This is a genomic window from Rhizobium sp. LC145, from assembly GCF_001005825.1.
Taxonomy (GTDB): Bacteria; Pseudomonadota; Alphaproteobacteria; order Rhizobiales; family Rhizobiaceae; genus Neorhizobium.
On the sequence record NZ_LBHV01000004.1, the window covers coordinates 19,896 to 45,263 of the forward strand.

The window sequence follows — 25,368 nt, forward strand, 5'->3', positions numbered from 1 at the left end:
TTCTCATCCGACATTCTTGCCCTCTCGGGTCTTGAAGATGACGGCCGGGTGGGGCAATACCCCCGCATCCTATCGAAACCCGCACCTAAGACGTGAAGGCCGACGAGATGCTGCAAACGCCCTATTACCTGATCGATAAGACGAAGCTCCTCCGCAACATGGAGAAGATCGCCTATGTCCGCGAGAAATCGGGCGCCAAGGCGCTGCTGGCCCTGAAATGTTTCGCCACCTGGTCGGTCTTCGATTTCATGCGAGACTTCATGGACGGCACCACCTCGTCCTCGCTGAATGAAGTGCGCCTCGGCCATGAGCGCTTCGGCAAGGAGACGCATGCCTATAGCGTCGCCTATGCGGATTACGAGATCGACGAGGTCATCAGCCACGCCGACAAGATCATCTTCAATTCGATCGCCCAGCTCGAGCGCTTTGCGGTCAAGGCCTCCGGCATCGTTCGCGGACTGCGCCTCAACCCGCAGGTGAGCTCATCGAGCTTCGACCTTGCCGATCCCGCCCGGCCCTTCTCCCGGCTCGGCGAATGGGATGTCGCCAAGGTCGAGAAGGTCATGGACAAGATCAGCGGCTTCATGATCCACAACAACTGCGAGAACAGCGATTTCGCCCTGTTCGACCGCATGCTCGGCCAGATCGAGGAGAAGTTCGGGCCGCTTCTCAAGAAAGCCGAATGGGTGAGCCTCGGCGGCGGTATCCATTTCACCGGCGAAGGCTATCCGATCGATGCCTTCTGCGACCGGCTGAAAGCCTTTTCGGAAAAATACGGCGTGCAGGTCTATCTCGAGCCCGGCGAGGCCTCGATCACCAAGTCGACCACGCTGGAAGTCACCGTGCTCGACAAGCTCTATAACGGCAAGGACCTTGTCGTGGTGGATTCGTCCATCGAAGCGCACATGCTGGATCTTCTGATCTATCGTGAGAACGCAAAGGTCTCCCCCAACCAGGGACCACATCGTTACATGGTCTGCGGCAAGTCCTGTCTTGCCGGGGACATCTTCGGGGAGTTCGACTTCCCCGAAGAACTGAAGGTCGGCGACCGCATCTCGATCCAGGATGCCGCCGGTTACACGATGGTCAAGAAAAACTGGTTTAACGGCGTGAAAATGCCGGCAATCGCCATCCGGGAACTGGATGGCAGCCTCAGAACGGTCCGTGAATTCGATTACGCGGACTACGAACAAAGCCTCTCGTGAAGAGGCTTCTGACGATTGGACATAAGGAGTTGGTCCCCATCATGAAGAAGAACGTGCTCATCATCGGCGCCGGCGGCGTCGCCCAGGTGGTTGCGCATAAATGCGCCCAGAACAACGATGTCCTCGGCGACATCCATATCGCCTCGCGCACCAGGACGAAATGCGATGCCATCGTCGCCTCCGTGCACGAGAAGAAGGCGATGAAACAACCGGGCGTGCTGGAAGCCCATGCGCTCGACGCGCTCAACATCGAGGCCACCAAAGCGCTCATCAAGTCGACCAGGTCCGAGATCGTCATCAATGTCGGCACCGCCTTCTTGAACATGTCGGTCTTGCGCGCCTGCATGGACACCGGCGTCGCCTATATCGACACGGCGATCCACGAAGAACCGAACAAGATCTGCGAGACCCCGCCGTGGTACGGTAACTACGAGTGGAAGCGCGCCGCCGAATGCGAGGAAAAGAGCATCACCGCCATCCTCGGCGCCGGCTTCGATCCGGGCGTCGTCAACGCCTATGCGCGTCTGGCCAAGGACGACTATCTCGACAAGGTGACCGACGTCGATATCGTCGATATCAACGCCGGCAGCCACGGCAAGTATTTCGCCACCAACTTCGATCCGGAAATCAACTTCCGCGAGTTCACCGGTGTCGTCTATTCCTGGCAGAAGGGCCAGTGGCAGGTGAACAAGATGTTCGAGATCGGCAAGGATTACGATCTGCCGGTCGTCGGCACCCGCCGCGCCTATCTCTGCGGCCACGACGAAGTGCATTCGCTCGCCAAGAACATGGATGGCGCCGACGTGCGCTTCTGGATGGGCTTCGGCGATCACTACATCAACGTCTTCACAGTCTTGAAGAACATCGGCCTCCTCTCCGAGCAGCCGGTCAGGCTGGCGGATGGCTCGGAAGTCGTGCCGCTCAAGGTCGTCAAGGCCTGCCTGCCCGATCCCGCATCGCTCGCGCCCGAATACGAGGGCAAGACCTGCATCGGTGATTTCGTGAAGGGCATCAAGGACGGCAAGGAGCGCGAAGTCTTCATCTATAACGTCGCGGACCACAAGGAAGCCTATAACGAAGTGGGCTCCCAGGGCATCTCCTACACCGCCGGCGTTCCGCCGGTTGCCGCCGCCATGCTGGTCGCGACCGGTGAGTGGGACGTGAAGAAGATGGCGAATGTCGAGGAACTGCCCCCCAAGCCCTTCCTCAACATCCTCAACCGCATCGGCCTGCAGACCTATATCCGCGACGAACAGGGCGAGCGGGAGCTGAACTTCTCGTAGGCCCTTACTGCCTGGAACAAGCGAAGCCCGCGAGCATCCTCGCGGGCTTTTTCGTTTCAGCCCCTTCCCCGCGGAAGCGCCAGGCGCAGCACCTCGAAGATGCGCGGATCGAGCGTCTGCGAAACGTTGAAGCGCATGAAGTTTCCGGCCGATTGCGACAGGCTGAAAGCGTTTCCGGGCGCCAGCACGATGTTCCTTTCCAGTGCGGCACGCGCCACATCCGCCGCGTCGGCATCGTCCGGCAGCCGGCACCAGAGGAACATGCCTGCCTGAGGCTCCAGCCAGGGAACTATCCCCAGGCTCCTCAATCTTGCCGAAACCTCGAACATCGCCTGGGAAAGGCGGCTCCGAAGAGCCTCCACGTGTTTGCGATAGCTGCCGTCGCTCAAGACGTTCAGCACCAGCTCCGCATTCAGCCTTCCCCCGCCGAAGGTCGTCGCGATCTTGAGGTCTGTCAGGCCTTCGATCCATTCCGGCCTGGCTGCCACGAACCCGCATCGCGCCGAAGCGGAAAGGGTCTTGGAAAAGCTGCCGATATGGATGACGCGCTCCAAGCCGTCGAAGGCCGCCAGCCGCGGCGCGGCCGTGTGCTCGAAATCGGCGAAGATGTCGTCCTCGATGATGGTGAGGCCGAACTGGTCGGCAAGCTTGAGAACCCGGTGCGCCGTCACCGGGGAAAGCACCGCCCCCGTCGGGTTGTGAATGGCGGAATTCGTGATGTAGAGGCGGGGCCGGTGTTCGCTCACCGTCCGGCTGAAAGCCTCGATATTCGGCCCCGAGGGCGTGTAGGGAACGCCGACGATCTTGGCCCGGTGGGCCCTGAGCAGGGCATGGAAATTGAAATAGCACGGGTCGTCCACCAGCACCGTATCGCCGGGTTCGAGGAAGAACCGGCAGAGAAGGTCGATCGCCTGGGTTCCGGATTCGGTCAGCATGATCTGATCCGGAGACGCCTCTATCCCCCGCTCCGCCATGCGCCGGGCAATGAGCTGGCGAAGCGGCGGCAATCCGAGCGGCGTGCCGTAATCGGCCAGCACCGGACTTTTCGCGCGCGAAAGGGTTCTGAGCCCCCGGCGAATGCTCTCCTCCGGAAACCACGAGGACGGCAGCCACCCGCAGCCCGGTTTGAGACCGCCGTCACCCGCCTCCAGCGACTGCCGGGATACCCAGAAAGGATCGACGGCGCGGTCGAGCTTCGGCCCCGCCTCGGCAAGCGAAAACGGCGCCGCCTGGTTGGCCACGTAGAAGCCGGAGCCGGGCCTGGAAACGATCGCCCCTTCGGCCACCAGGCGCTCATAGGCCTCCACCACGGTCGAGGTCGAGACCTTCAGCGTGACGGCCAGCTGCCGAAGCGACGGCAGCTTGGCGCCGGGCGTCAGATTGCGCCCCGAAATCCGCTGCCCGATCGTCGCCATGACCATTGCGACCCGCGTGCCTTCGCTCATCTGTATTGCCACCTTCACCATAACAGTTCGCCGAAACCGTATCAGACTGTGGCTGGCGAAACCATCCGTCCCTGCCGATAAGGACGGCTGTAATGATGGAGTGCCCTATGGACCGTGCAGCAGCCGGATGGATCAATGGTTTTATCGGCGTGGTGATCTTCAGCGGATCGCTTCCCGCCACCCGCGTGGCGGTCATGCAGTTCGATCCGGTGTTCCTCACGGTCGCGCGGGCGGCGATCGCCGGGCTCCTGGCCCTTGCGCTGGTCCTGATCTTCAGGGAGAAACGCCCCGCCCCGCGCGATATCGCCTCACTGGTGGTGGTGGCATTGGGCGTCGTGGTCGGCTTTCCGCTGTTGACCGCACTGGCGCTGCAGCACGTGACCACCGCCCATTCCATCGTCTTCGTCGGCCTGTTACCCCTGGCCACGGCCATTTTCGGCGTCATTCGCGGCGGTGAGCGGCCTAAGCCGGCTTTCTGGCTGTTTTCCATATTGGGAAGCACACTGGTCGTCGGTTTCGCACTCGCGCAGGGCGTCACCGCCGCGCCGCTCGGCGATGCGCTGATGCTGGCGGCGATCATCGTCTGCGGCCTCGGCTATGCCGAAGGCGCGAAGCTCTCGCGCACACTCGGCGGCTGGCAGGTCATTTCCTGGGCTCTCGTGCTCTCTCTGCCGCTGATGGTCCTCATAACCATCTTCACCATGCCCGCGACCTTTGCCGGCATCCAGGCTCCCGCCCTGCTGGGCCTTGCCTATGTCTCGCTCTTCAGCATGCTGATCGGCTTCGTGTTCTGGTATCGCGGGCTGGCCCAGGGCGGCATCGCCACCGTCGGCCAATTGCAGCTATTGCAGCCGTTCTTCGGGCTGGCGCTCGCGGCAACCTTGCTGAACGAGACCGTCACTCCGCTGATGTTCGCCGTCACCGTGGCGGTCATTCTCTGCGTGGCGGGTGCCCGCAAATACGGGAGATAGTCCAGATCAGGATTTATCCGCCATGTCGGCGTGGCGGTGAACGAGCTGCCACTGGCCATCGGCGCGGCGGAAGATCTCGGTCACGCGCAGCCGCATCGGCACCGGTTCGGGCTGTCCCTTCAGCCGCGCCGTGGCGTTCTGATAGCCCACCCAGTAGCCGATCTTGCCGTCATGGCCCATGTGGATGATCTCCAGGTCGCTTTCGCTGCCCGTGCTGAAGCTTGCCGCATCCTCGACATAGCGCGCCAGCACCTGCTCGGCGCCCTCGACCACGGCGCCGCGCGGATGGAAGAAGCTCGCCTGGAAATCCCTGGCGGCGATCTCTTCCAGCGGCCCGGCATCGCCGTTGACATAGGCGCGCGCCGCTTCCTTGCGTTTCTGAATGAAGACGTGGAAATCGTCGGTCATCGTGGCCCTCCCGTTCGCCGATCCTCACCGCTTCGACGGGAACGCCGCCTGGCGGCGCTCCCGTGCCCCGTGGAACGGATAGGTAGGGCGATCGTTCCGCCGCCGCTACTCCGTCTGCCCGGCAAGCTGCTCCAGTATGGCGTGCGCGGCCTTGATGCGCGCCGGTATCGGAAGGTTCCGGTTCGCCAGCATGACGATGCCGATCTTCTCTTCCGGCACGAAGGCGACGTAAGCGCCGAAGCCGCCCGTCGAACCGGTCTTGTTGTAGAGTGTTGCGGGCACCGGCTGCTGCGGGGGCGTCAATGCCTTTGCCGCATGGGCGTCCATGGCCATGGTCTGGGCATTGCCGGCAAGCAGGCGCTCCAATGTCACCGGGTAGGGATATTGCTCCCAGCCGAGCCCCTGCACCATCTCACCGACCCGGAAATAGCCGACATGCGTTCCTTCCACGGCTTGGGCGACGGCACCGTCGAGCTTGCCCGGCTCGATATTCGCCTCCACGAAGCGTACCATGTCGGAGGTCGAGGATTTCACGCCGTAGGCCTCCGCCGCGAACATGCCGGGATTGACCCGCACCGGCTTGCCGGCCTTGTTGTGACCCCAGGCATAATCCTTCATCGCCGCGCTCGGCACCGTGATATAGCTGTGGCTGAGCCCAAGCTTGGGGAAGAGTTCCCCTTCCATCGCCTCCCGGAAATCCCGCCCCATGGCAATCCCGGTAATATGCCCGAAAAATCCGATGCTCGGGTTGGAATAGCGGCGCTGCTCGCCCGGCGCAGCGGCCGGCTTCCACCGCTTGAAATAGGCGCGCATCTGCTTGTCGGTCCCCACCTCGTCGGGAAACTGCAGCGGCAGCCCGCCGGCCGTATAGGTGGCGAGGTGAAGCAGCGTCGCCTTGTCGATCGCGCTTCCTTCGAGCTCCGGAATGTATTTGCCCGCATGATCCTCCAGCGACAGCTTTCCGGTCACCTGCGCATAGGCGCCGAGCGTCGCGGTAAAGGTCTTGCTGACAGAGCCGAGTTCGAAGAGCGTATCTTCCGTGACCGGCATGTTCCCTTCCTTCGAAGCGAGGCCGTAATTCCTGAAATAGCGCCTGCCATCGATGGTGACGGCGACCGCCATGCCGGGAACGCCGTGCTCCTTCATCGCCGGCTCGATGGCCTTGTCCACGATGGCGGCAATCCGGTCCGCCTCGCTCGCTGCAAGAGCATGACCGGAACTGCCGAACGCCGCGACGGTGAAGGACAGCAGGGCCGCCGTCACAGCCCCAGATTCGACTTTTATCTCTCTTTTCATCCTGTCTTCTTCCTTGTCTGTTCGCGGTGTCGCCGAGGTGAGAGCCCCGCCCCATGCGCCTTCGTCTACGTTGCCATTTCCACGCTCACAAACGACGATATCTCGAAGGAGCCATTAGAAAAATTTGGAACACCATATCCCAACCTCCTCTTTGACTTGGAACAGTTTCTGGCGTTGGATAATGGCCGATCACACGGCGCGGAGCACCAATTCATGGCGAAGTCGTTCCATTCCCTCCTGTTGGCAATGGTCTTGGGGCTGCCGGCCGGCAGCCTGCATGCCGCCGAAAACCGATGCGGCTGGTACCAGATGCCGACGCCCGGCAATCTCTGGCTGACCGACAAGGACGCCACCTGGACCATCACCTCGCAGGCCGAAGCTGCCGGCCCGGATGCGGTCGGTGCGGAAAAGACGCCGGATTTCGACAGCAAGCAATTCGTCGAAACCAACGTGCCCGGCACCGGCTATGGCTACGGCTGCGCCTGCCTGGTCGTGGATACGAATGCCAAACAGGAGCGGATCACCAGGGTCTATTCGGGAAAGATAAAACCGCTTTCGGCCTGCAGGAACGACAAGACCTTGCCCAAGCCGTAGTGACCCCAGGGCCATGCTTGGAATCGACTGGCTGAAAACCGATTATCGCACGCTTTTCCGATTGACGGGTGACGGGCGCATCGAGCGCGAGAACGATCCGGACAATTCGCCCGGTCCTCGGCTCTGGCTCTCCGGATGCGAGGAAGGAAATGTCTTCGGCCTGCACGCCGATCTGCCCGACGATATCGTCACCGAACTGGAAAGCCTGGCGGCCGACGAGCCCCCATTTCTCCATCCGGCAAACCCGAAGCATCTCGAACGCTATCTGTCCCTATTGGGGAGCCACACTCCGGTCGCCCACAATTTCGGCCTCATCTACGAACTGCCGAATGGACTGTCCTACGCGACGGGCGCTCGGCTGATCGGCAGCGATTCCGAGGAGGGCCGCGAACTTGCTCGATCCCTGTCTCAGACCGGGATGCCCGAGAGCCTGCGTGAGCTTGGCTTCCACGGCGTGGATGATTTCTGGCAACCCTGGTGCGTCGCCATCGCCGGCGGTGAAATCGCATCCATCGCGTTCGCCGCCCGGCTGTCGGATGTCGGGGCGGAACTCGGTCTGGTAACGGCCAAGGCCTTCAGGGGGCAAGGCCACGCCGCGGCGGCGACCGCCGGCTGGTCACGCCTGCCTTCGCTTCGATCCCGCACTCTTTTCTACAGCACGGACCGCGGCAACATCTCCTCGCAGCGCGTCGCCGCCCGCCTCGGACTTCGGCTTCGTGGCGCAAGCCTGCGGATAACCGCTCAGTAATCGGCGCTTCGCACCTGCCGGATGACGGCTGCGATCGCCAGGTCGCGGCGCTCCTCGTCAGTGCCGCCGCCGTCGCCCGCGTTCCAGGCCGCCGAGAGGCAGCCATAGGCATAGGCCTGATCGAGCAGGCGGCGCGGGTCCAGAGACAATGCGCGCGAAAAGGCATCCGCCATTTGCGCCACCCTTTGAGGGTCGAGGCAAAGGTCATCCCGGCTCGCCGGATCATAGAACATGTTCGCGACGCCGAAGCCGACCTCCCCCACGAGCCCGACGGGATCGATCACCACCCAGCCGCGCTCGGAGAGCAGGATGTTCTCGTGGTGCAGGTCGCCGTGCAGCCCCGTGATGTCGCGCGCATCGGAAAAGAGCCGGTCGGCGATCGCGGCCGCCTGCACATAGTCGGTCTTCAGACCCGCCGCCTGATCCTGCCGCGCCCGCTCGAACAGTGCCTCGAAGCGATCCCTGACGGGAAGCAAGGCGGACGGCAGGGGCTCACCCGACGGCGCGTGGAGCTCGACAGCAAGCTCAGCCGCTATCTCCGTCGCCTGGTTGTCCCCTTCGTCCGCGACCACATGGGAAAGCATGCGCTCGCCGGCATATTCGAGAAGCATGCTGTTCTTCTCCCGGCCGAGCAGCCGAGCGGCTCCCTTGCCGTTGCGCCACGCGAGGTAATCGGCGCCGCGCAGCTCGTCGGCAATGTCCTCGATGGGTTTCAGATCCTTGATGATCGCCGGCGAGCCGTCCGCCAGTCGGACTTTCCAGATGCGGCTCGAAAAAGTGTCGGCGATCAGGGAGGGATCGGTGATGTTCCAATGGGACGGGAAAACAGGCGTCATGATCTGCTCGGAATACGCTTTATCTTGGATGGCAACCGCTCACAGCTAGTGAGCGCCTGGGCGCTCCGCAATGGCGGCTCGTCGCTCCTCACACCCTTGCGCAGAACACGTCGAGCGCATCGAGCTTCACCACGCCCTTTTCGAGCACCGACGGGAAATCCGGCATCGACACCGGCAGGCAATCCGCCACCCGTTCCGGCAGGCGGAATTCCTGCGGCTCGCGGGTCAGATTGAAGACGAAGAGCAGCTTCTCGCCGCCCTTTTCGCGTACGAAGGCGAGCAGGTCCTGGCCATGGGTGTCGAGGAAGGTCATGTCGCCGTCGATCAGCGGCGGATGCCCCTTCCGGAAAGCGAGCGCCCGTCGATAATGGTGGAGAACGGATTCGTCTCTCTCCTCCTGGGTGTCCACGGCGCGGGCCGCATGGTCCTGCGGCACCGGAAGCCAGGTCTTCGAGCCCGCCGTGAAGCCGGCATGCGGCTCGCCGCTTTCCCAGGGCATCGGCGTGCGGCATCCGTCGCGCCCCTTGAAGGCCGGCCAGAAGCGGATGCCGTAGGGGTCGCGCAGGTCCTCGAAGGCGAGTTCCGCCTCGGCCAGCCCCAGTTCTTCGCCCTGGTAGAGGCAGATCGAGCCGCGCAGCACCGTCAGCAGCGTGATGGAGAGCTTGGCGACGCGGTCGCGCTCCTCCGCCGACTTGGCAAAGCGGGTCACGTGGCGCACCACGTCATGGTTGGAAAAGGCCCAGCACACCCAGCCATTGGTGACGATATCGTGCACCGTCGACATCACCCGCCGGATATAGGCCGCCGAAAAGGCCGGGCCCAAGAGGTCGAAGGTGTAACACATGTGCAGCTTGTCGTTGCCGCTGGTATAGATGGCGGGCGTCGTCAGCGAACGCGGTCCGTCGCCCCCCTCGCCCCCCGTCGCGCGCCCGCCATAGCTGTCGAGCAGCGCCCGCAGCCGCTTCAGGAACTCGATGTTCTCCGGCTGACTCTTGTCGTAGAGGTGGTTCTGCATCGAATAGGGATTGGTGTCGGATTCCAGCCCCGCCGTCGCCGCGTCGTAGACCATCGGCGGATTGTTCCTAAGCTGCTTGTCGTGGAAATAGTAGTTCACGGTGTCGAGCCGGAACCCGTCCACCCCCCGGTCCAGCCAGAACCTCACCGTGTCCAGCAGCGCGTCCTGTACCTCCGGATTGTGGAAGTTGAGATCGGGCTGCGAGATCAGGAAATTGTGCATGTAATATTGCCGGCGCACGCCGTCCCATTCCCAGCCCGGCCCGCCGAAGATCGAAAGCCAGTTGTTCGGCACCGTCCCATCCGGCTTCGGATCGGCCCAGACATACCAGTCCGCCTTCGGATTGGTGCGGCTCGAGCGGCTTTCGATGAACCAGGGATGGCGGTCGGAAGTGTGGGAGATCACCTGGTCGATGATGACCTTGAGACCGTGCCGGTGGGCCTCCTCCATCATCTCGTCGAAATCGGCGAGCGTCCCGAACATCGGATCGACATTGCAATAGTCGGAAACATCGTAGCCCATGTCGGCCATGGGCGAGGTGAAGAAGGGCGAAAGCCAGATCGCGTCGACGCCGAGCGAGGCGATATGGGGAAGCCTGGCGGTAATGCCCTTGATGTCGCCAATCCCGTCGCCGGTCGTATCCTGGAAGGAACGTGGATAGACCTGATAGATGACCGCGCCGCGCCACCAATCCGCATCGACCTGCCTGCCTGCTTCCGTCGCCATTCTCGATGTCTCCTTTCCTGCTCCGCCTGTTCCAACCTAGAGTTCTGGGCGCGAAAGACAATTCAAAAGCAACTCGCCCTTCCTCCCTTGCCTTGGCACAAAGTTCGGCCTATTGCGGCTGGAAGGCGTGAGTGGAGGAACGGAATTGGGCGGGCGTTTTCTATCGATCGGCGAATGCATGGTGGAGCTGTCTCAGGCGGGCGAAGGCCTGCTGCGCAAGGGCTTTGCCGGCGATACCTTCAACACCGCGTGGTATGCCCGCGCCTGCCTGCCCGCCGAATGGTCGGTCGATTATTTCACCGTGCTCGGCGATGATCCCCTCTCCTCCGAAATGCTCACCTTCATGAAGGCGGGCGGCATCGGCACGGAAGCGATCCGCAGGATCGAGGGCAGGACGCCGGGCCTCTATCTCATCACGCTCAGGAACGGCGAGCGCACCTTCAGCTACTGGCGCGATACGGCGGCGGCGAAGAAACTCGCCGATGATGCTGATCATCTGCGCCGCTCGCTGGAGGCGGCTGATATTCTCTATTTCTCGGGCATCACGCTCGGCATCCTGGCGCCGGAAGCGGTCGAAACCCTGCTGGCGGAGCTGCGCCGCGCCCGCGCCGCGGGAAAACGTGTCGTCTTCGATCCGAACATCCGCCCGCGCCTCTGGCCGGGCAAGGATTACATGCTGAGGACGATCGAGGCCGGCGCCCGCGCCGCCAATCTCGTCCTGCCGAGCTTCGATGACGAGACCGCCCATTTCGGCGATGCCACGATTGCCGAAACGATCGCCCGCTATCACGCGCTGGGCGTCGAGAACGTGGTGGTGAAGAACGGCGCCGAGGGCGCGACGCTGAGCTTCGGCGGCGGCACGAGCCATGTGCCGGCGGTCGGCGTCCAGAATGTCGTGGATACCACCAGCGCCGGCGACAGCTTCAACGGCGGCTTCCTGTCGCGGCTGGTGCGCGGCGCTTCCCCGGAAGACGCCGCGGCTTACGGAGCGGCGGTGGCGGCCGTCGTCGTCGGCCACCACGGCGCGCTCATCAACCCGGCATTGCTGCCAAGCTGATCCATGCCGCCTGCGGCTACTCGCTGGCCCCGGCTGCGCTCATATCCATCCACGCCGCCTCGAAGACATGGCCATCCGGGTCCTCGAAACTGCGCAGATACATGAAGCCCATGTCCTGCGGCTCGCGGATATCGCCCTTGCCTCCGGCAGCCGCCGCGGCTTCGATGATGGCATCCACCTCCTCGCGGCTGTCGCGCGACAGTGCGATCAGCATGCCCACCGTCTCGCGTGAGTTTGCAAGCGGCTTGGTCGTAAAGGTCTTGAAATAATCGACCGCCAGCAGCTGGAACGTGATCGTCTCGGACCACACCATCGATGCGGAATTCTCGTCGCTGAACTCCTCGTTCTTTCGGCAACCGATCGCCTCGTAGAAGCGGGTGGAAGCGGCGATGTCCTTCACCGGCAGGTTCAGAAAGATCATTTTCGGCATTTCGATTCTCCTCTCAATAACTTGCGCTAGTTAGTTTTCGTATCACACGAGTTCCTGCACGATCCTGTCGCAGGGGTGGATGCAGACGAGTTCGAGCCGGTCCGCCCCGACGTTCTCGAAGCGATGGGGGATATTGGCCGCCGCGACGACGATATCGCCCGGATAGCCCCGCATCCTGTCATCGCCGATGGTGAACTCGGCTTCGCCTTTCCTGACGACCCAGGTCTCCGAATAGGGATGCACATGTAGCGCCGCCCCCCGGCCGGGTTCCGCATCCACCAGGAAAAACGACACCTGAGCGCCGAAATCATGTCCTTCGAAACGAACCGTGCGGCTCTGGCCGGGCTGCGGTTCCTTGTGTCGTAGCACCTTGAACATCGGCTTGCCTCCCTCTCTCGAACGGTGATTTATCTTCACGAGAAGATATATGCCATCGAACTATCTTCACGTCAGATATTTATCTTCCTATCAAGATATATTGGCCCCGAATGAATCAGCGTGTATGTTTCACCCCAATGAATATCTGTGAGGCAGGCATGATGGAGCGAAAAGAGGATCGGGCGGGGCTGGACCATGTCGACCGTCGGCGCCGGCAATGGGCGCGGGAACTGCCCGATCTCGACACCGAGCCGATGGCAATCCTGGGACGCGCGTTCCGGCTGGGAAACATGGTGCGGCCAAGCATCGAGGCGACATTCGCCGGTTTCGACCTCGACCGGGGAGAATTCGATGTGATCGCGACGCTCCGCCGCTCCGGCCCGCCCTATCGGCTGACCCCGACGGAGATATATTCCTCGCTGATGATCTCGTCCGGCGGCCTCACCCACAGGCTCGACCGGCTGGAAAAGGCCGGCCTGATCCGACGCGAGAAATCGCCGCGCGACGGCCGTAGCCTGCTGGTGGCGCTGACGGAAGCCGGCGCGGCCCGCGCCGAGGAGGCTTTCCGCGCGGACATGGCGAGCGAGGCCGGGTTCCTTCGGTCCCTGGACGCCATGGAGCGAGAGCAGCTCGCGAGCCTGCTGCGAAAGCTCATCCTGGGCATAGAGAGCGATATGGCCGAAAAAGAAAAAGCAGAAGAAGACGGGCGGCCTACCCGGTCCGGAACGTAACCGGAAATCCCCTCATCACGGAATTCGCTACAGTGCAGACGCTCCGGGCCTGTTCGATCAGCGCTGCCGTATCGATGCCATCCGCAGCCTTGCAGTTCACCGCGAGATCGGCGCCCACCGCCACCAGCGGGAAGCCGTCGAGCTGCAGCGTCACCTCCACCGCGATCTCCTCGATCGCGATCCCCATTTCATGTCCGGCATATCTCAGATCGTTGCAGAAGCAGCCGCCGATAGCGAGCGCCAGCAATTGCGCTCCGTTGAAGCCGAGGCCCTGGCCGCCGGCCTTCCCCTCCGGCCTGTCGACGACCAGCGTGTGGCTTCCCGCCCAGCCCAGGGCCGCCTCGGTGCCGGCGACATTGCGAAGCTCGACCGTGGACGAGATCATCGCCACCTCCTCTCCTCATGGCGCTCGATGATCCCACCATTCGGCAAGGCGCGCAATCCGAGGGCATCGAGCGCTGACATCACGTTGTAACAATCTTCTCCGATAGAGGCGCCAGAACCGCCGGAACCGAGTGAGTCGTGGCCGGCAAATCACGGGCTGGCCGTTCCATGACGAAGATCACCATCGTGACGGATGCTTGGTATCCCCAGGTGAACGGCGTGGTGCGCTCGATCGAGAGCACCAATCGCGAGCTCGCCCGCATGGGCGTCGATGTCGCCATGGTGACGCCGCAGAAATTCGCGAGCATCCCCTGCCCGACCTATCCCGAAATCCGGCTTTCACTCGCGACCTTCCGTCAGGTGGCGAACGCGATCGAGGAATCCCGGCCCACCGCCGTGCATATCGCGACGGAAGGCCCGCTCGGCCTGCTCGCCCGCCGCTGGTGCCTGAAGAACCAGGTGCCCTTCTCCACCAGCTACCACACCCGCTTCCCCGAATACGTGGCAGCGCGCTTCCCGATCCCGCTCCGCTTCCTGCACGCCTTCGTCCGCTGGTTCCACAATGCCGGCAACGGCTGCATGGTGGCGACCGCGAGCCTTGAGCGCGAGCTTTCGAAATTGGGATTGAAGAACCTGCTGCGCTGGAGCCGCGGCATAGATCAGGCGCAGTTCCGCCCGATGGAGCGCGAGGAGCGGCCCTTCGGCCTGCCGCGTCCCGTCTTCATGACGGTCGGCCGCGTCGCGGTCGAGAAGAACCTGCCGGCATTTCTCGGTCTCGACCTCCCCGGCTCGAAAGTGGTGGTCGGCGACGGTCCTGCCCGCGCCGAGCTTCAAAACCGCTATCCGAACGTGCTCTTCACCGGCATGAAGACCGGCGAGGATCTCGCCCGCGCCTACGCCCAGGCCGACGTCTTCGTCTTCCCGTCGAAGACCGATACATTCGGCAACACCATCCTGGAAGCATTGGCGAGCGGCGTGCCCGTGGCAGCCTACCCCGTCACCGGGCCGATCGATATCATCGAGGACGATTCCGGCGCCGGCGCGCTCCACGACGACTTGGGCAAGGCCTGCCTCGCCGCGCTCGACTGTTCGCCGGAGGATGCCCGCAGGCTCGCCCACAAGTTCTCCTGGGAAGCAGCGTCACGGCAATTCCTCGCCAATATCATGATTGCGCGTGATCGCCGTCCCGCCCTGACGCCGCCGGCTCCGGGCGCGCGTCCCTCCGCGGCGTGAAGCCCCGGCCTGATCAAGGCTGAACGGGAAGAACCACCGAATAGATCAGTCGCTGCGGCTCAACCGCTCCGGCTGTCGCGCCAGGCGAAAAATGCAATGCCGCCAGCGGCAAGACAGACGGATGCCAGAAGACCGACAGTGATCATGAATATTCCTCCCAAGGATCAAGTCGTGGGACGCCCTCCTGCGACCCGCGAACTATTGTCGCACTCGATCATGAACGAGGGAGGAATGCAAGCCTTGGTGGCGAACAACTCACCTTCCGCAACAAGCAATCATCGATTGCAAAATATTTGTTGAACATCCTAGAGCTTTGGACGAGGATACGGGCGCGGAGGCTCCAAACCCGCTGCCTGCGCTTCACGGCGAGGGCGCTGCGAACCGAATGGGCAACTTTACCTCCGGCAACAATCAGGCGTCGATGCATCCAAGTTTAATCGAGCGATCTGGAGATGAATATCGTGGCTCAGGATTTGATTGGAAACGGTAATTTCGAAGATGGCAATTTTGGCTGGAATTTCACCAGCGGAGGATCGAGCGTCGTCGGTGAAGAGGAAGTTATAATCAGGAACAAGTACTGCAAGATATACCAGACTGAAGCCATATATCAGCCCGTCCCGCTCTCATCCGGTAAAACCTATACCCTCAGCTTCAACACGCGCAGCTCGCTTGGCGGAACGCTATCGGTGATGAAGCAGAACACCAATGATACCTATTGGAGCATCAAAATCTATCCGGCGCCGGGCACGGAATGGCAGAGCGAAACGCATCCGTTCAGGGTAGAGACCAACTGGGAAGGGCCGCTCGTCATTCATTTCAGGGCCGCGCCGGGCAGCCCTGACCGCTTCCTTGAAATCGACAACGTCTCTCTTTTGGAAGGCACCAATCCTCGTAGTATCGCGGCTGCTCCTCCCGCCACCACTACAACGACGACAATCACAACAACTGTTACGATCACGACGACTTAAATCGTCCGTCCCCTATCCCACTCGCCTTTGAGGGAGGAGGCAGCTACCGCCGCTTCTTCCGTCCCTCGAAGGGGTTCTCGCTTGCCTTGAAATGGATGCGGATCGGCACGCCCGGCATCTGGAAATCGGCGCGAAGGCCGTTCGTCAGGTAGCGCACATAGGATTCCGGCAGCGCCTCGGGGCGCGTGCAGGAGATCATGAAGGCCGGCGGCCGCGCCTTTACCTGGGTCATGTATTTCAGCCTCAGGCGGCGGCCGGAAACCGCCGGCGGCGGATGCTGCACCTGCACGCCCTCCAGCCAGCGGTTGAGCTTGGCGGTGGAGATGCGCTTGTTCCACACCCGGTCGGTCTCGATGATGTTCTGCATCAGCTTGTCGAGCCCGTAGCCGGTCTGGCCGGAGATCGGCACGGCGCGGATGCCGCGCGCCTGCGGCAACAGCCGCTCGGTCTTTTCGCGCAGGTCGGCGAGCACCGCCTGCGGGTCTTCCACCAGGTCCCACTTGTTGAAGGCGAGCACGGCGGCGCGGCCCTCGCGCAAGACCAGGTCGACGATCTGCAGATCCTGCTTCTCGAAGGGAATGGTCGCGTCGAAAATGATCACCACGGTTTCCGCAAAGCGGATGGCGCGCAGCGCATCGGCGACCGAAAGCTTTTCGAGCTTCTCGACCACGCGCGCCTTGCGGCGCATGCCGGCCGTGTCGAACATCTTGATCGTGCGGCCGCGCCAGTCCCATTCCACCGAAATGCTGTCGCGCGTGATCCCCGCCTCCGGCCCGGTCAGCAGCCGGTCCTCGCCGAGGAAGCGGTTGATGAGGGTCGATTTGCCGGCATTCGGACGCCCGACGATGGCGACGCGCAACGGCTTCGTCTCATCATAGGCGGGTTCGGCTTCTTCCTCTTCCTCGCCGCTGATGTCGGAGGCCGGAACGTCCACGTTCGTCTCGGCCTCTTCCTCGGGCTCGGGAAACGCCTTCTCCTCGCCGATCGCTGCGACGATCGCGTCGCGCAGGTCGATCATGCCTTCGCCATGCTCCGCCGAAATCGGCACCGGCTCGCCGAGGCCCAGCGTGAAAGCGTCGTAGAAGCCGGCGTCCGAGCCCCGCGCCTCGGACTTGTTGGCGACCAGCACCACCGGCTTGCCGCTGCGGCGCAAGAGTTCGCCGAATGTCTTGTCGAGCGGCGTCAGCCCCATCTTGGCGTCGACCACGAAAAGGGTGAGGTCGGCCTCGTCGATCGCGGCTTCCGTTTGAGCGCGCATGCGCCCTTCGAGCGTATCCGGCCCCGCCTCTTCGAGACCGGCCGTATCGACGATGCGGAAGCGCAGGTCGATGAGCTTGGCGTCGCCCGGCCGGCGGTCGCGGGTCACGCCCGGCGTGTCGTCCACCAGCGCCAGCTTCTTTCCGACCAGCCGGTTGAAGAGCGTGGACTTGCCGACATTCGGGCGTCCGACGATGGCGACGGTGAAGCTCATCCTGTTTTCCTTAAAGCCCTATCTGAAAGAGTTAGGGCGCCTTGCCGGAAGCGGCGATATTGTCGAGCATGATCTGCGCACGGCTCGCCACGTTGCGCGGTGCGGTAGCGTCGCTGCCGATCGCCTCGAACCACTGCTTGGCGCGGGCGAAATCGCCGGCCTTGAAGGCGGCAAGCCCGAGCGCCTCGCGGGCGGAGTTGCGCAGCGCGTTGGTCTCCCCGGTCAGCACCTCCACTTCGGCAGAAACCTGGTCATAGGTGCCGGTGTCGATCAGCAGCCAGCCGGCGCGCAGGCGAGCCAGATCGCGGATCGCGGCCGGCGCGCCGTTGTCCTTGCCGATTTCGGAGAAACTGGTGACGGCCGCCGCCGCATCGCCCTTGTCGGCCTGCACGGAAGCCGCGCGCAGCTTCGCTAGCACCGGATAGGAGCCCGTGCCGTCCTTGGCGATAGCATCGAGGGCGGAAAGCGCCTCGTCGTTCTTGCCTTCCGAGGCAAGCCTGAGAGCGGCGATGAATCGGTCGCCGGATTGCGAGGAATTGTGCGTTTCCCAGTATTCGTAGCCGCGCATGCCCGCGGTTCCGAGGACGATGAGCGCCGCGACGCCGATCACGATCGTCCCGTAGCGCTTCCAGGCGTTCCTCACCTGGTCGGAACGAAGTTCCTCGTTCACCTCGCGGATAAAGCTGTCGTTGTCGTGCGCCATTCCTGTCTCCGGCCCGTCGGCCTATAGAACCCACCCGTCACTGGGAAAAGCGCCTTCTAGCCTATTTTCCCGCACATGTAAGTCCCCCCTCTCCATCCGCTTCTGACATTTTGTTCAACGGCGGGTAGCAGAAAATACTGCTCCTGCGCAGCTTCTTCAAAGCTTCGCCGCATTCCAGCCCCATGAAACGCACCTTTGGAACAATCGATTCTGGTGATTATGCGTTCTTTCCTCGCCGTTCTTCCGCTCGCCCTTTCCCTTGCCGCAACGTCAGCGGCGGAAGCCTCCGAAAAGCCGAAGCAGCTCGTGATGATCTCCTTCGACGGCGCGGGCGACAATGCGCTGTGGCAGCGCAGCCGCGATTTCGCCAGGCGCGCGAACGCGCATTTCACCTATTTCCTCTCCTGCTCGCTGGTGATCGAGCGGGCGCGGGCGAAGAACTATCAGGGGCCGCACCAGAAGCCCGGCCGTTCCAATATCGGCTTCGCCAGGGATGCCGAGGAGGCACGCTTGCGGCTCGGCCATGTCTGGCAGGCGCATCTGGAAGGCCATGACATCGCCAGCCACACCTGCGGCCATTTCGATGGCAAGGACTGGAGCGCCGCCGACTGGGCGCAGGAATTTTCCAGTTTCTCGAACACGCTTGCCAGCGCCTGGACGGATGTCGGCGCCGCCGGCGAGGAGCCGGAAGGCTGGCGGGATTTCATCCGAAACGGCGTTACCGGCTTTCGCGCGCCTTATCTTTCCGTAAGCCCGGCGCTCGCCGAGGCGGAGACGAAGGCGGGCTTCCGCTACGATGCGAGCCTCGTCACCAAGGGTCCGCTCATGCCGAGCGAGAAGAACGGCGTCATGCGCTTCGGCCTGCCCCTGATCCCGGAAGGCCCCTCCCAGCGGCCGATCATCGCGATGGATTACAACCTCTTCATCCGTCACTCCGGCGGCATCAACGACCCGAGCCGCTCGGCCGAATTCGAGGAGCGCGCCTATTCCGCCTTCCGCGCCGCCTTCGACAAGCAATACAAGGGCGAGCGCATTCCACTTCAGATCGGCCTCCATTTCGTGGAAATGAACGGCGGCGCCTATTGGCGCGCCATGGAACGGCTGGCGACGGAAGTCTGCGGCATGGAGGATGTTTCCTGCGTCACCTATTCGCAGGCGATTGACGCCATCCGCGAGCGGAAGAGTACGGGAGAGACGTCGGGGCTATAGATCACCGTTGTCACCCCTCCCGGCCTGCCGGCCACCCTCCCCACAAGGGGGAGGGAAACACGCGGAACCGGTTTCCTACCTTCCGCCCATTTCACGACTGGCCTTTGCAGAACTGCGGTGCTGTGGGGTGATGTCAGCGCGGCATATCTCCCTTCCCCTTGTGGGGAGGGAGGCCGGGAGGCCGGGAGGCCGGGAGGCCGGGAGGCCGGGAGGGGACTTAACGGGGAAGAACTTCACCGCTCCAAAAAATATTCTCTCCCGAATTCAAACACTTGAGCCTCCTCACCTTCCCCGTTCGTCCCCGCACTCTCCGTTTCGCCTAACCTGATCGGGTCATCGGATGGGAACCGGGTTCGCGAACCGGCATCCTTCTGGGTTCAAGGGCTCGGTTTCCGGTGATGGTCGTGAAAGGCAGCGCCTTGGGGGCTCGGAAATCCTCAACCAGCGCCGCTGACCGCGATCGGGGCAGGCAAACCATTGACCTCCTCCCTACTCCCTGACTGCCTGCCCTTCCCACAAGCCTCGGCCCGAAAATCGGAATCGATTTTCGGAACGCACGATGCGTATTCAAAAGAAAAACCGCGCCGGACTGACAACCCGGCGCGGCCAAAAGTGCTGTCTTGAATATCCGCTCAGTAGGGCCGGTCGGCCGCAAGCTCTCCGTCCGTCTCCTCGCGCTCCAGGTAGCGCTGGTCGATCTCCGGCAGCGGCTTGTCGTCGATAGCCGCCTCGAAGGCCACGAGACGCTTGTGGATGGAGAGCAGCTCGATGATCGTGGTCCAGGAATTGACGAGATACTGGAACGAGTTGCTGACCTGGCCGAAGGCGGTCGCGATCTGCTGATAGATACCATAGGTGATCTTGCCCGCGACGATCGTCGGAACCAGCATGAACAACAGGAAGAGCGCATCGGCCTGGATGTAGAAATAGCGGGCGACGTTGAAATAGAGATAGTGGAAATACATCCGGAAATAATTCTTCCGCACGTTGGAGAACAGCTCGGTGACGAGCGGCGGCTGGGCCCGGTCTTCATGGTCCTCGCCGAAAACCAGTTCCTTTCGATAGGCCGCCTCGACGCGCTGGTTGCGGAAGTTGAGGCCCGGAAGCTTGATGCCGGCAAAGGCGAGCAGCAGCGTGCCGAAGGTGGACCAGCCGAGAGCAAGCCAGAAGAGCGCATGCGCGACTTCGCCGATCACCGGCAGCTCGGAAACATAGCTAGATAGAGAGAAAAGGATCGGCAGGAACACCACCAGCGTCATCACCGAGTTGATGAGCATGATGCCCAGGCCTTCAAGAATGGTGGCGAAGCGCATCGTATCTTCCTGGATACGCTGCGAGGCGCCTTCGATATGGCGGACCTTCTCCCACATCGACATGTAGTAATTGTTCATCGCCGTGCGCCAGCGGAACACGTAGTGGCTGACGAAGAAATCCGTGATGATCGAGACGAACATGCTGAGGAACGCGATCTGCGCAAAGATCAGCATGAGATCGTAGAAATTCCAGACCGTTATGCCGGGTTGCTTGGTAAGCGCATTCTGCAGCAGGTCACCGAAAGGACGCCGCCAATTGTTGATCGCGACCGAAATCTGCACGCCGAAATAGGTGGAAAAGATGATCAGCGCCGAGCCCCAGATGGACCAGATCTTCCAGGGATGGTTGCCCGCGCGGATATGCCAGAAGCCACAGAAAAGCAGCACGCAGATGAGGAAGTAGATGTAGAAGCCGAGATTGTCGGGAACCAGGAAGAAGCTCAGGTCGATCGGCGGTTCCTGCCCCTCCGCCAGCGGCGCGAAGCCGAGCGAGGGAACGATGTCCCATCCTGCCCAATACCAGAACAGAATGCAGGCGACCGTCCAAACGCAAAGAGAAGTGAAGTAGGCCTTGGGCTGCGGGAAGAAGGAGTGGAACACGGAGCTTTTGCTTTCCTGAGTTCGAGGCGGAAATTGTGTCGAAACACTTTATGCGCCCGAAACTACGGCAGTTCCAAGATAGCGGCAATGGCCGCAAGCCTTTGTTACATGATTGTAATTGGAAGCCTGGGGCTCAGGCGCGCCGCGCGACCGGCATGGCCAGAACCGCCGAAACGGCGAGTGCCGCGGCGGCCAGCACCGTCGGCAGGGTGAAGCTGCCGCTCGCCTCGGCCGCCCAGCCCGCCACCAGGGGCCCGAGGATCTGCCCCGTGCCGAAACCGGCGGTGACGAGCGCGATCGCCCGGCGCGGGCTCTCCGGCGCGAGCTTCCGCGCGATCTGCAATCCATAGGCGGTGATCACCATGAAAGTGACGCCCAGCAGCAGCCCGCCGGTTAGCGCGCCCGCGACTGGCGGAAGGATCACCGAGCAGAAGACGCCGACCGCCTGAACGCAGATCGCCGCGACATAGGCGCTTGCAAGCCCGAAGCGTTCGGCCGCCGGGCGCCACAGCACGAGCGATACGGCGGCCGCGATGCCCGTCACGAACCAGGCGAGGAATTCCACGATCGGCCCGGCCGATCCCATGCGCACGATGGTGACGAGAAAGGTCGCGGTGATGACGTAGCCGAAGCCGACCAGGCTGTAGGATGCGGTGAGCAGCACGAAGGGCGTTCGCCATTGGAGCGGCGGCTCGACACCGGAGGCCGCGCCGTCCACCGGCCTCGGCAGAAAGCGATAGACGAACGGAAAGGCGATGAGCACGATCACCGCTCCGGCGATCCAGCTCGCCTGCCAGCCATGCGCACCGTCACCGGCGATCGTGTTGACGACGAGAACGAGCGCCGAGGAAAGCGCCATGCCAAGCCCTACCCCGCCGAAATGCAGCGCCCCCACGGCGTCGCGGCCGGCTGCATGGGGCATCACGATCGACGAGGTGAAAAGCATGGCAAACGCGCTCGCCACGCCCGCAAGAAAACGGATGACGATGAAGGCGAGGACGGAGCCCGTCGCCGCCATCGCCGCAAGCAGGATAGCCGTCGCCATGACGCTTAAGAGCGCCACCGCCCTCTCCCGCCCGGCCGCCCAGCCGTGCGCTGCCAGGATCGCGCCGGCGAGATAGCCCGCGAAATTACCGGCCGCGATCAGCCCCGCATCGGCGGCCGAAAGCGGCAGACCGGCCATCATCCCCGGCAGGATCGGCGTGTAGAAGAAGCGCCCGAAACCCATGGCCGCCGCCATGGCGATGGAGCCTGCAAGGCCGATCAGCAGCGGGCGGGCTGATTGGGCGATATTCGTCTGGAGCATGCACGCGTTATCGCAGTCCCGCGCCTTGTCTACAATTCAGGAATTGTCATTGCTGCGATGAAAAGCACTGATGAGTGAGCGGTTCGTGAACATCCGGGCGAATACCCGCGGCAAACGCCGCGCATCGCCTTGGCGGTAAGGATTCGCAACGATTTGATGCACTGCAACCAGGAAATTGTCTTGCTGCCGTCACGAATGGGGCTCACGATATCCTCATCGCTATGAGGGCGAGGAGGCGAAAGCCATGAACCGTGACCTGACCCTTTCTGAAGTGCTGGTCGATCCGCTGATCGGGCAATTGCGGAAAGCCGATCACGTGGGCAATGCGGCCTTCGCGCAGTTGATGGAAAGCGCCGCGCGGGTGCAGACACGCAACCGCATCCAGCACCTCCATGCCGAACGCGCGGAAGCCTTCTACCGCCAGCTCGCAGCCGTCTCCGAAGAGCAGGCGGCAAGCCGCGTCAGTTCGCAAGCGTCAGGATGAGCGGGCCGTTGCGCGTCGCGACGATCGTATGCTCGTATTGCACGGTCGGCGCCCGCGGATCGCTGTAGAGCGTCCAGGGATCGCCATTGCCGCCGTCCTCGGCCCATTCCGCTCCAAGCGACAGGAACGGCTCCACGGTGAACACCAGCCCCTCCTCCATCACGCGCGTCTCATCGGGATCGTGCCAGGTCGCGACCTCTTTCGGCTCCTCGTGAAGCGAGCGGCCGATGCCGTGGCTCGAAAGATTGGTAATCAGCGTGTAGCGGTTTTTCTTGGCAAAGGCGCCGATCGAATTGCCGATGCCGGCAAGTGGCTTGCCGGCCTTCACCTGCTGCAGGCCGGTCCAGAGCGCGCGGCGCCCGTCGCGGCAAAGCTTCTCGATTTCCTTCTTGACCGGCGGCACCGCATAGGAAGCGCCCGTATCTGAGAAGAAGCCGTCCTTCACCGCCGAGACGTCGATATTGACGAGGTCGCCGGGCTTGATGACGCGATCCCCCGCAATGCCGTGCGCCACTTCCTCGTTGACGCTGATACAGGTGGCGGCGGGAAACTTATAGCAGGTCTCCGGCGCGGATTGGGCTCCGGCATCCTCCAGCGCCTTGCGGCCGATAGCGTCCAGCTCGCGCGTGGTGATGCCGGGCTCCAGCGCCTTCGCCATCAGTTCCATCGTCCGCGCGCAGATGCGACCGATCTCCTTGAGTTTCGCGAGTTCGTCTTCGCTGGAAATAACCATGTATGCGACCTGTCTTTCTTTCCTCGTTCAGGCAGCCGGTTTCGCGCCATCGCTCGATCCCGTCAATTCCTTTCTGACGAGAGGCGCCACCCTGGTGCCGTAAAGCTCGATGCCGCGCATGATCTCTCCATGCGGCATCGGCCCGATCGCCATCTGCAAAAGGAAGCGGTCGTTGCCGAATACCTTGTGGGCCGCAACGATCTTTTCCGCGACCCGTTCCGGATCGCCGACGAAGAGATTGCCGGTCGGCCCGCGCGCCTGGTCGTAATGCGCGCGGCTCGTCGGTCCCCAGCCACGCTCGCGGCCGATGCGGTTCATCACCTCCGCCTGCGGCCCGTAGAACCGGTCGGCTGCCTCCTGCGTGGTATCGGCGATGAAGCCGTGCACATTGATGCTCGTCGCAAGCTTCGAAATATCCTGCCCGGCGCGGCGCGCCGCCTCGCGGTAGAGCTGGAAGAGGGATGCGAAGCGCGGATATTCTCCGCCGATGATGGCCAGCGCCACCGGCAGGCCGAGCGCGCCCGCCCTTGCCACCGATTGCGGCGTGCCGCCCACCGCCACCCAGACCGGGAGCCGCTCCTGCAACGGACGGGGATAAACGCCTCGGCCATGGATCGGCGGGCGCATCTCACCCTCCCAAGTCACATGCTCGCCGTCGCGGATCGCCAGAAGCAGGTCGAGCTTTTCGGCGAAGAGCTGGTCGTAATCGCCGAGATCGTAGCCGAAGAGCGGGAAGGATTCGATGAAGGAACCCCGGCCCGCCATGATCTCCGCCCGCCCGCCGGAAAGCAGGTCCACGGTCGAAAACTGCTGGAAGACACGCACCGGATCGTCGGAGCTCAGCACCGAGACCGCGCTGGTGAGCCGGATGTTCTTCGTCCTGACGGCAGCGGCCGCCAGCACTGTCGAGGGTGAGGAGACCGCATAGTCCGGCCGGTGGTGTTCTCCGAGCCCGAAGACGTCGAGGCCGACTTGATCGGCAAGCTCGATTTCCTCCAGGAGGTTCTTCAGCCGCCGCGCCGCCTCCGGCCCCTTGCCGTCCTGCGGGTTGGGATCGACATCAGCAAAAGTGTAAAGGCCGAGTTCCATGAAAGCGCATCCTTTGGTTTCTACTTCTTGAGATAGAGGCGGAACCCCTGTTCATCAAATGCGAAACTTTCGAACGAATTGTTCGACGGGATGGATCGCTCGCAGACCCCACGCTCCGGAAAAGCAAGGCCCCGTCGCCGCTGGTGACGGGGCCTTGAATCGGATTGGCAGGCTTTCCTCACAAACCCTTGCGATGACTCGATGTTTCAGAATGTCTTTGCAACTTCCTCCAGCTGGTCGGCGACGATGCCCCAGCCCTCGTGGAAACCCATTTCCTCGTGCGCCTTCTTGTCTTCTTCGGTCCAGTGCACGGCCGTCGCGGTATATTTCGTGCGGCCGTTGCCGAGATCCTCGAATTCGATGATGCCGGTCATGAACGGCTTTTCAGAAGGCACCCAGGCGCTGGTGAACGCATCGGTGAAGACGAGCTTCCTGTTCGGCACGATTTCCAGATAGATGCCGTGATTGGGAGCCTTCTCGCCATTCGGCCCTTCCATCAGGATATAGTTCGATCCGCCGGGGCGCAGGTCGAGCCTGGCTTCCGTCACTTTCCAGGGCTTGGGGCAGAACCATTCGCCCATGCGCTCCGGCGTCGTCCAGGCCTTGTAGAGCTTATCGGCGGGCGCGGTCCGTTTGCGGACGAGCTGCAGCGGATGGGGGGGGGGCTTGGGGGTCATTGTCCTCTCCTCGTTTTCTCAAAAACATCTCTCAGATGCTGAACCTAGGACGTGTGGCAATATCCCGATCCGACA

26 protein-coding genes are annotated in these 25,368 nt (G+C 62.8%); 11 read left to right on the plus strand and 15 right to left on the minus strand.

All coding sequences use genetic code 11. The annotated features are described in order from the left end of the window. Positions 1-107 precede the first annotated feature (107 nt). Together nspC and YH62_RS11540 are read left to right on the plus strand one after the other, a co-directional pair. Positions 108-1,205, plus strand: a complete 1,098-nt coding sequence (gene nspC, locus YH62_RS11535) for a carboxynorspermidine decarboxylase (protein ID WP_046795048.1) — start codon at positions 108-110, stop codon at positions 1,203-1,205. 41 nt (positions 1,206-1,246) lie between these two features. Beyond that, complete coding sequence (locus tag YH62_RS11540) at positions 1,247-2,488, plus strand: saccharopine dehydrogenase family protein (RefSeq protein ID WP_046794382.1); 1,242 nt, start codon at positions 1,247-1,249, stop codon at positions 2,486-2,488. Positions 2,489-2,544: 56 nt separating this feature from the next. Here YH62_RS11540 and YH62_RS11545 read toward each other — a convergent pair whose 3' ends face one another. Further along, positions 2,545-3,954, minus strand: coding sequence for a PLP-dependent aminotransferase family protein (locus tag YH62_RS11545; RefSeq protein WP_046794383.1), 1,410 nt, complete (start codon positions 3,952-3,954; stop codon positions 2,545-2,547). Between the two features lie 86 nt (positions 3,955-4,040). Between YH62_RS11545 and YH62_RS11550 the strand changes: the two genes are divergently transcribed. Further along, on the plus strand, positions 4,041-4,904 hold the full coding sequence (locus YH62_RS11550) for a DMT family transporter (RefSeq protein WP_046794384.1): 864 nt from the start codon (positions 4,041-4,043) through the stop codon (positions 4,902-4,904). A 6-nt stretch (positions 4,905-4,910) separates the two neighbouring features. Here the strand turns inward: YH62_RS11550 and YH62_RS11555 are convergent, their stop codons facing one another. Next, positions 4,911-5,312, minus strand: coding sequence for a nuclear transport factor 2 family protein (locus tag YH62_RS11555; RefSeq protein WP_046794385.1), 402 nt, complete (start codon positions 5,310-5,312; stop codon positions 4,911-4,913). Between the two features lie 105 nt (positions 5,313-5,417). Further along, positions 5,418-6,608, minus strand: a complete 1,191-nt coding sequence (gene ampC, locus YH62_RS11560; RefSeq protein WP_082118328.1) for a class C beta-lactamase — start codon at positions 6,606-6,608, stop codon at positions 5,418-5,420. A gap of 213 nt (positions 6,609-6,821) precedes the next feature. On the opposite strand from ampC, the gene YH62_RS11565 reads away from it, so the two are divergent. Both YH62_RS11565 and YH62_RS11570 read left to right on the plus strand, forming a co-directional pair. Further along, positions 6,822-7,202 (plus strand): DUF4087 domain-containing protein, encoded by a 381-nt coding sequence (locus YH62_RS11565; protein ID WP_046794386.1) that lies wholly within the window; start codon positions 6,822-6,824, stop codon positions 7,200-7,202. Between the two features lie 13 nt (positions 7,203-7,215). Then, entirely contained in the window at positions 7,216-7,950 is a 735-nt protein-coding gene (locus YH62_RS11570) for a GNAT family N-acetyltransferase (protein ID WP_046794387.1), read from the plus strand. On the opposite strand, the gene YH62_RS11575 is transcribed toward YH62_RS11570, so the two are convergent. Together YH62_RS11575 and YH62_RS11580 are read right to left on the minus strand one after the other, a co-directional pair. Beyond that, positions 7,944-8,786 (minus strand): APH(6)-I family aminoglycoside O-phosphotransferase, encoded by an 843-nt coding sequence (locus YH62_RS11575; protein WP_046794388.1) that lies wholly within the window; start codon positions 8,784-8,786, stop codon positions 7,944-7,946. The two genes, YH62_RS11570 and YH62_RS11575, sit on opposite strands and share 7 nt — an antisense overlap. Positions 8,787-8,874: 88 nt before the next feature. Continuing rightward, positions 8,875-10,527, minus strand: a complete 1,653-nt coding sequence (locus tag YH62_RS11580; protein ID WP_046794389.1) for an alpha-glucosidase family protein — start codon at positions 10,525-10,527, stop codon at positions 8,875-8,877. Between the two features lie 145 nt (positions 10,528-10,672). On the opposite strand from YH62_RS11580, the gene YH62_RS11585 reads away from it, so the two are divergent. Then, positions 10,673-11,584 (plus strand): sugar kinase, encoded by a 912-nt coding sequence (locus YH62_RS11585; RefSeq protein WP_046794390.1) that lies wholly within the window; start codon positions 10,673-10,675, stop codon positions 11,582-11,584. A gap of 16 nt (positions 11,585-11,600) precedes the next feature. On the opposite strand, the gene YH62_RS11590 is transcribed toward YH62_RS11585, so the two are convergent. Both YH62_RS11590 and YH62_RS11595 read right to left on the minus strand, forming a co-directional pair. Next, a complete protein-coding gene (locus YH62_RS11590) occupies positions 11,601-12,014 on the minus strand; it encodes a VOC family protein (protein ID WP_046794391.1) in 414 nt (137 codons plus the stop codon). 42 nt (positions 12,015-12,056) lie between these two features. Beyond that, positions 12,057-12,392, minus strand: coding sequence for a cupin domain-containing protein (locus tag YH62_RS11595; protein ID WP_046794392.1), 336 nt, complete (start codon positions 12,390-12,392; stop codon positions 12,057-12,059). A gap of 158 nt (positions 12,393-12,550) precedes the next feature. On the opposite strand from YH62_RS11595, the gene YH62_RS11600 reads away from it, so the two are divergent. Further along, positions 12,551-13,123: a MarR family transcriptional regulator gene (locus tag YH62_RS11600; RefSeq protein ID WP_137326824.1), complete on the plus strand. Its 573-nt coding sequence runs from the start codon at positions 12,551-12,553 to the stop codon at positions 13,121-13,123. Here the strand turns inward: YH62_RS11600 and YH62_RS11605 are convergent. Continuing rightward, positions 13,104-13,508, minus strand: coding sequence for an OsmC family protein (locus YH62_RS11605; protein WP_046794394.1), 405 nt, complete (start codon positions 13,506-13,508; stop codon positions 13,104-13,106). The genes YH62_RS11600 and YH62_RS11605 overlap by 20 nt on opposite strands. 167 nt (positions 13,509-13,675) lie before the next feature. Between YH62_RS11605 and YH62_RS11610 the strand changes: the two genes are divergently transcribed. Next, positions 13,676-14,740: a glycosyltransferase family 1 protein gene (locus YH62_RS11610; protein WP_046794395.1), complete on the plus strand. Its 1,065-nt coding sequence runs from the start codon at positions 13,676-13,678 to the stop codon at positions 14,738-14,740. Positions 14,741-15,192: 452 nt separating this feature from the next. Then, a complete protein-coding gene (locus YH62_RS11615) occupies positions 15,193-15,708 on the plus strand; it encodes a carbohydrate binding domain-containing protein (protein ID WP_046794396.1) in 516 nt (171 codons plus the stop codon). 43 nt (positions 15,709-15,751) lie between these two features. On the opposite strand, the gene der is transcribed toward YH62_RS11615, so the two are convergent. Together der and YH62_RS11625 are read right to left on the minus strand one after the other, a co-directional pair. Further along, the gene (gene der, locus YH62_RS11620; protein WP_046794397.1) at positions 15,752-17,179 is read right to left on the minus strand and encodes a ribosome biogenesis GTPase Der; all 1,428 of its coding nucleotides are present in this window, start codon (positions 17,177-17,179) and stop codon (positions 15,752-15,754) included. A gap of 31 nt (positions 17,180-17,210) precedes the next feature. Beyond that, complete coding sequence (locus YH62_RS11625) at positions 17,211-17,882, minus strand: tetratricopeptide repeat protein (protein ID WP_046794398.1); 672 nt, start codon at positions 17,880-17,882, stop codon at positions 17,211-17,213. Between the two features lie 219 nt (positions 17,883-18,101). Between YH62_RS11625 and YH62_RS11630 the strand changes: the two genes are divergently transcribed. Further along, the gene (locus YH62_RS11630) at positions 18,102-19,091 is read left to right on the plus strand and encodes a polysaccharide deacetylase (RefSeq protein ID WP_046795050.1); all 990 of its coding nucleotides are present in this window, start codon (positions 18,102-18,104) and stop codon (positions 19,089-19,091) included. A 632-nt stretch (positions 19,092-19,723) separates the two neighbouring features. On the opposite strand, the gene sbmA is transcribed toward YH62_RS11630, so the two are convergent. After that, positions 19,724-21,004, minus strand: a complete 1,281-nt coding sequence (gene sbmA / locus YH62_RS11635; RefSeq protein WP_046794399.1) for a peptide antibiotic transporter SbmA — start codon at positions 21,002-21,004, stop codon at positions 19,724-19,726. A 133-nt stretch (positions 21,005-21,137) separates the two neighbouring features. Further along, positions 21,138-22,310, minus strand: coding sequence for a YbfB/YjiJ family MFS transporter (locus YH62_RS11640; protein WP_046794400.1), 1,173 nt, complete (start codon positions 22,308-22,310; stop codon positions 21,138-21,140). A gap of 244 nt (positions 22,311-22,554) precedes the next feature. Here YH62_RS11640 and YH62_RS11645 point away from each other — a divergent pair, with 244 nt between their 5' ends. Next, a complete protein-coding gene (locus tag YH62_RS11645; protein ID WP_046794401.1) occupies positions 22,555-22,794 on the plus strand; it encodes a hypothetical protein in 240 nt (79 codons plus the stop codon). On the opposite strand, the gene map is transcribed toward YH62_RS11645, so the two are convergent. The 3 genes from map to YH62_RS11660 all read right to left on the minus strand — a co-directional run bounded on the left by map (position 22,772) and on the right by YH62_RS11660 (position 25,293). Next, entirely contained in the window at positions 22,772-23,527 is a 756-nt protein-coding gene (gene map, locus YH62_RS11650; protein ID WP_046794402.1) for a type I methionyl aminopeptidase, read from the minus strand. The two genes, YH62_RS11645 and map, sit on opposite strands and share 23 nt — an antisense overlap. Positions 23,528-23,554: 27 nt before the next feature. Continuing rightward, positions 23,555-24,616, minus strand: a complete 1,062-nt coding sequence (locus YH62_RS11655; protein WP_046794403.1) for an LLM class flavin-dependent oxidoreductase — start codon at positions 24,614-24,616, stop codon at positions 23,555-23,557. A 206-nt stretch (positions 24,617-24,822) separates the two neighbouring features. Next, entirely contained in the window at positions 24,823-25,293 is a 471-nt protein-coding gene (locus tag YH62_RS11660) for an SRPBCC family protein (protein WP_046794404.1), read from the minus strand. Positions 25,294-25,368 lie beyond the last annotated feature (75 nt).

Excerpts from the sequence above, each read along its gene's own strand:
- nspC (WP_046795048.1), top strand. The coding sequence starts at position 108 with ATGCTGCAAACGCCCTATTACCTGATCGATAAGACGAAGCTCCTCCGC.
- YH62_RS11540 (WP_046794382.1), top strand. The coding sequence starts at position 1,247 with ATGAAGAAGAACGTGCTCATCATCGGCGCCGGCGGCGTCGCCCAGGTG.
- YH62_RS11545 (WP_046794383.1), bottom strand. The coding sequence starts at position 3,954 with ATGGTGAAGGTGGCAATACAGATGAGCGAAGGCACGCGGGTCGCAATG.
- YH62_RS11550 (WP_046794384.1), top strand. The coding sequence starts at position 4,041 with ATGGACCGTGCAGCAGCCGGATGGATCAATGGTTTTATCGGCGTGGTG.
- YH62_RS11555 (WP_046794385.1), bottom strand. The coding sequence starts at position 5,312 with ATGACCGACGATTTCCACGTCTTCATTCAGAAACGCAAGGAAGCGGCG.
- ampC (WP_082118328.1), bottom strand. The coding sequence starts at position 6,608 with ATGAAAAGAGAGATAAAAGTCGAATCTGGGGCTGTGACGGCGGCCCTG.
- YH62_RS11565 (WP_046794386.1), top strand. The coding sequence starts at position 6,822 with ATGGCGAAGTCGTTCCATTCCCTCCTGTTGGCAATGGTCTTGGGGCTG.
- YH62_RS11570 (WP_046794387.1), top strand. The coding sequence starts at position 7,216 with ATGCTTGGAATCGACTGGCTGAAAACCGATTATCGCACGCTTTTCCGA.
- YH62_RS11575 (WP_046794388.1), bottom strand. The coding sequence starts at position 8,786 with ATGACGCCTGTTTTCCCGTCCCATTGGAACATCACCGATCCCTCCCTG.
- YH62_RS11580 (WP_046794389.1), bottom strand. The coding sequence starts at position 10,527 with ATGGCGACGGAAGCAGGCAGGCAGGTCGATGCGGATTGGTGGCGCGGC.
- YH62_RS11590 (WP_046794391.1), bottom strand. The coding sequence starts at position 12,014 with ATGCCGAAAATGATCTTTCTGAACCTGCCGGTGAAGGACATCGCCGCT.
- YH62_RS11595 (WP_046794392.1), bottom strand. The coding sequence starts at position 12,392 with ATGTTCAAGGTGCTACGACACAAGGAACCGCAGCCCGGCCAGAGCCGC.
- YH62_RS11600 (WP_137326824.1), top strand. The coding sequence starts at position 12,551 with ATGATGGAGCGAAAAGAGGATCGGGCGGGGCTGGACCATGTCGACCGT.
- YH62_RS11605 (WP_046794394.1), bottom strand. The coding sequence starts at position 13,508 with ATGATCTCGTCCACGGTCGAGCTTCGCAATGTCGCCGGCACCGAGGCG.
- YH62_RS11610 (WP_046794395.1), top strand. The coding sequence starts at position 13,676 with ATGACGAAGATCACCATCGTGACGGATGCTTGGTATCCCCAGGTGAAC.
- YH62_RS11615 (WP_046794396.1), top strand. The coding sequence starts at position 15,193 with ATGAATATCGTGGCTCAGGATTTGATTGGAAACGGTAATTTCGAAGAT.
- der (WP_046794397.1), bottom strand. The coding sequence starts at position 17,179 with ATGAGCTTCACCGTCGCCATCGTCGGACGCCCGAATGTCGGCAAGTCC.
- YH62_RS11625 (WP_046794398.1), bottom strand. The coding sequence starts at position 17,882 with ATGGCGCACGACAACGACAGCTTTATCCGCGAGGTGAACGAGGAACTT.
- YH62_RS11630 (WP_046795050.1), top strand. The coding sequence starts at position 18,102 with ATGCGTTCTTTCCTCGCCGTTCTTCCGCTCGCCCTTTCCCTTGCCGCA.
- YH62_RS11640 (WP_046794400.1), bottom strand. The coding sequence starts at position 22,310 with ATGCTCCAGACGAATATCGCCCAATCAGCCCGCCCGCTGCTGATCGGC.
- YH62_RS11645 (WP_046794401.1), top strand. The coding sequence starts at position 22,555 with ATGAACCGTGACCTGACCCTTTCTGAAGTGCTGGTCGATCCGCTGATC.
- map (WP_046794402.1), bottom strand. The coding sequence starts at position 23,527 with ATGGTTATTTCCAGCGAAGACGAACTCGCGAAACTCAAGGAGATCGGT.
- YH62_RS11655 (WP_046794403.1), bottom strand. The coding sequence starts at position 24,616 with ATGGAACTCGGCCTTTACACTTTTGCTGATGTCGATCCCAACCCGCAG.
- YH62_RS11660 (WP_046794404.1), bottom strand. The coding sequence starts at position 25,293 with ATGACCCCCAAGCCCCCCCCCCATCCGCTGCAGCTCGTCCGCAAACGG.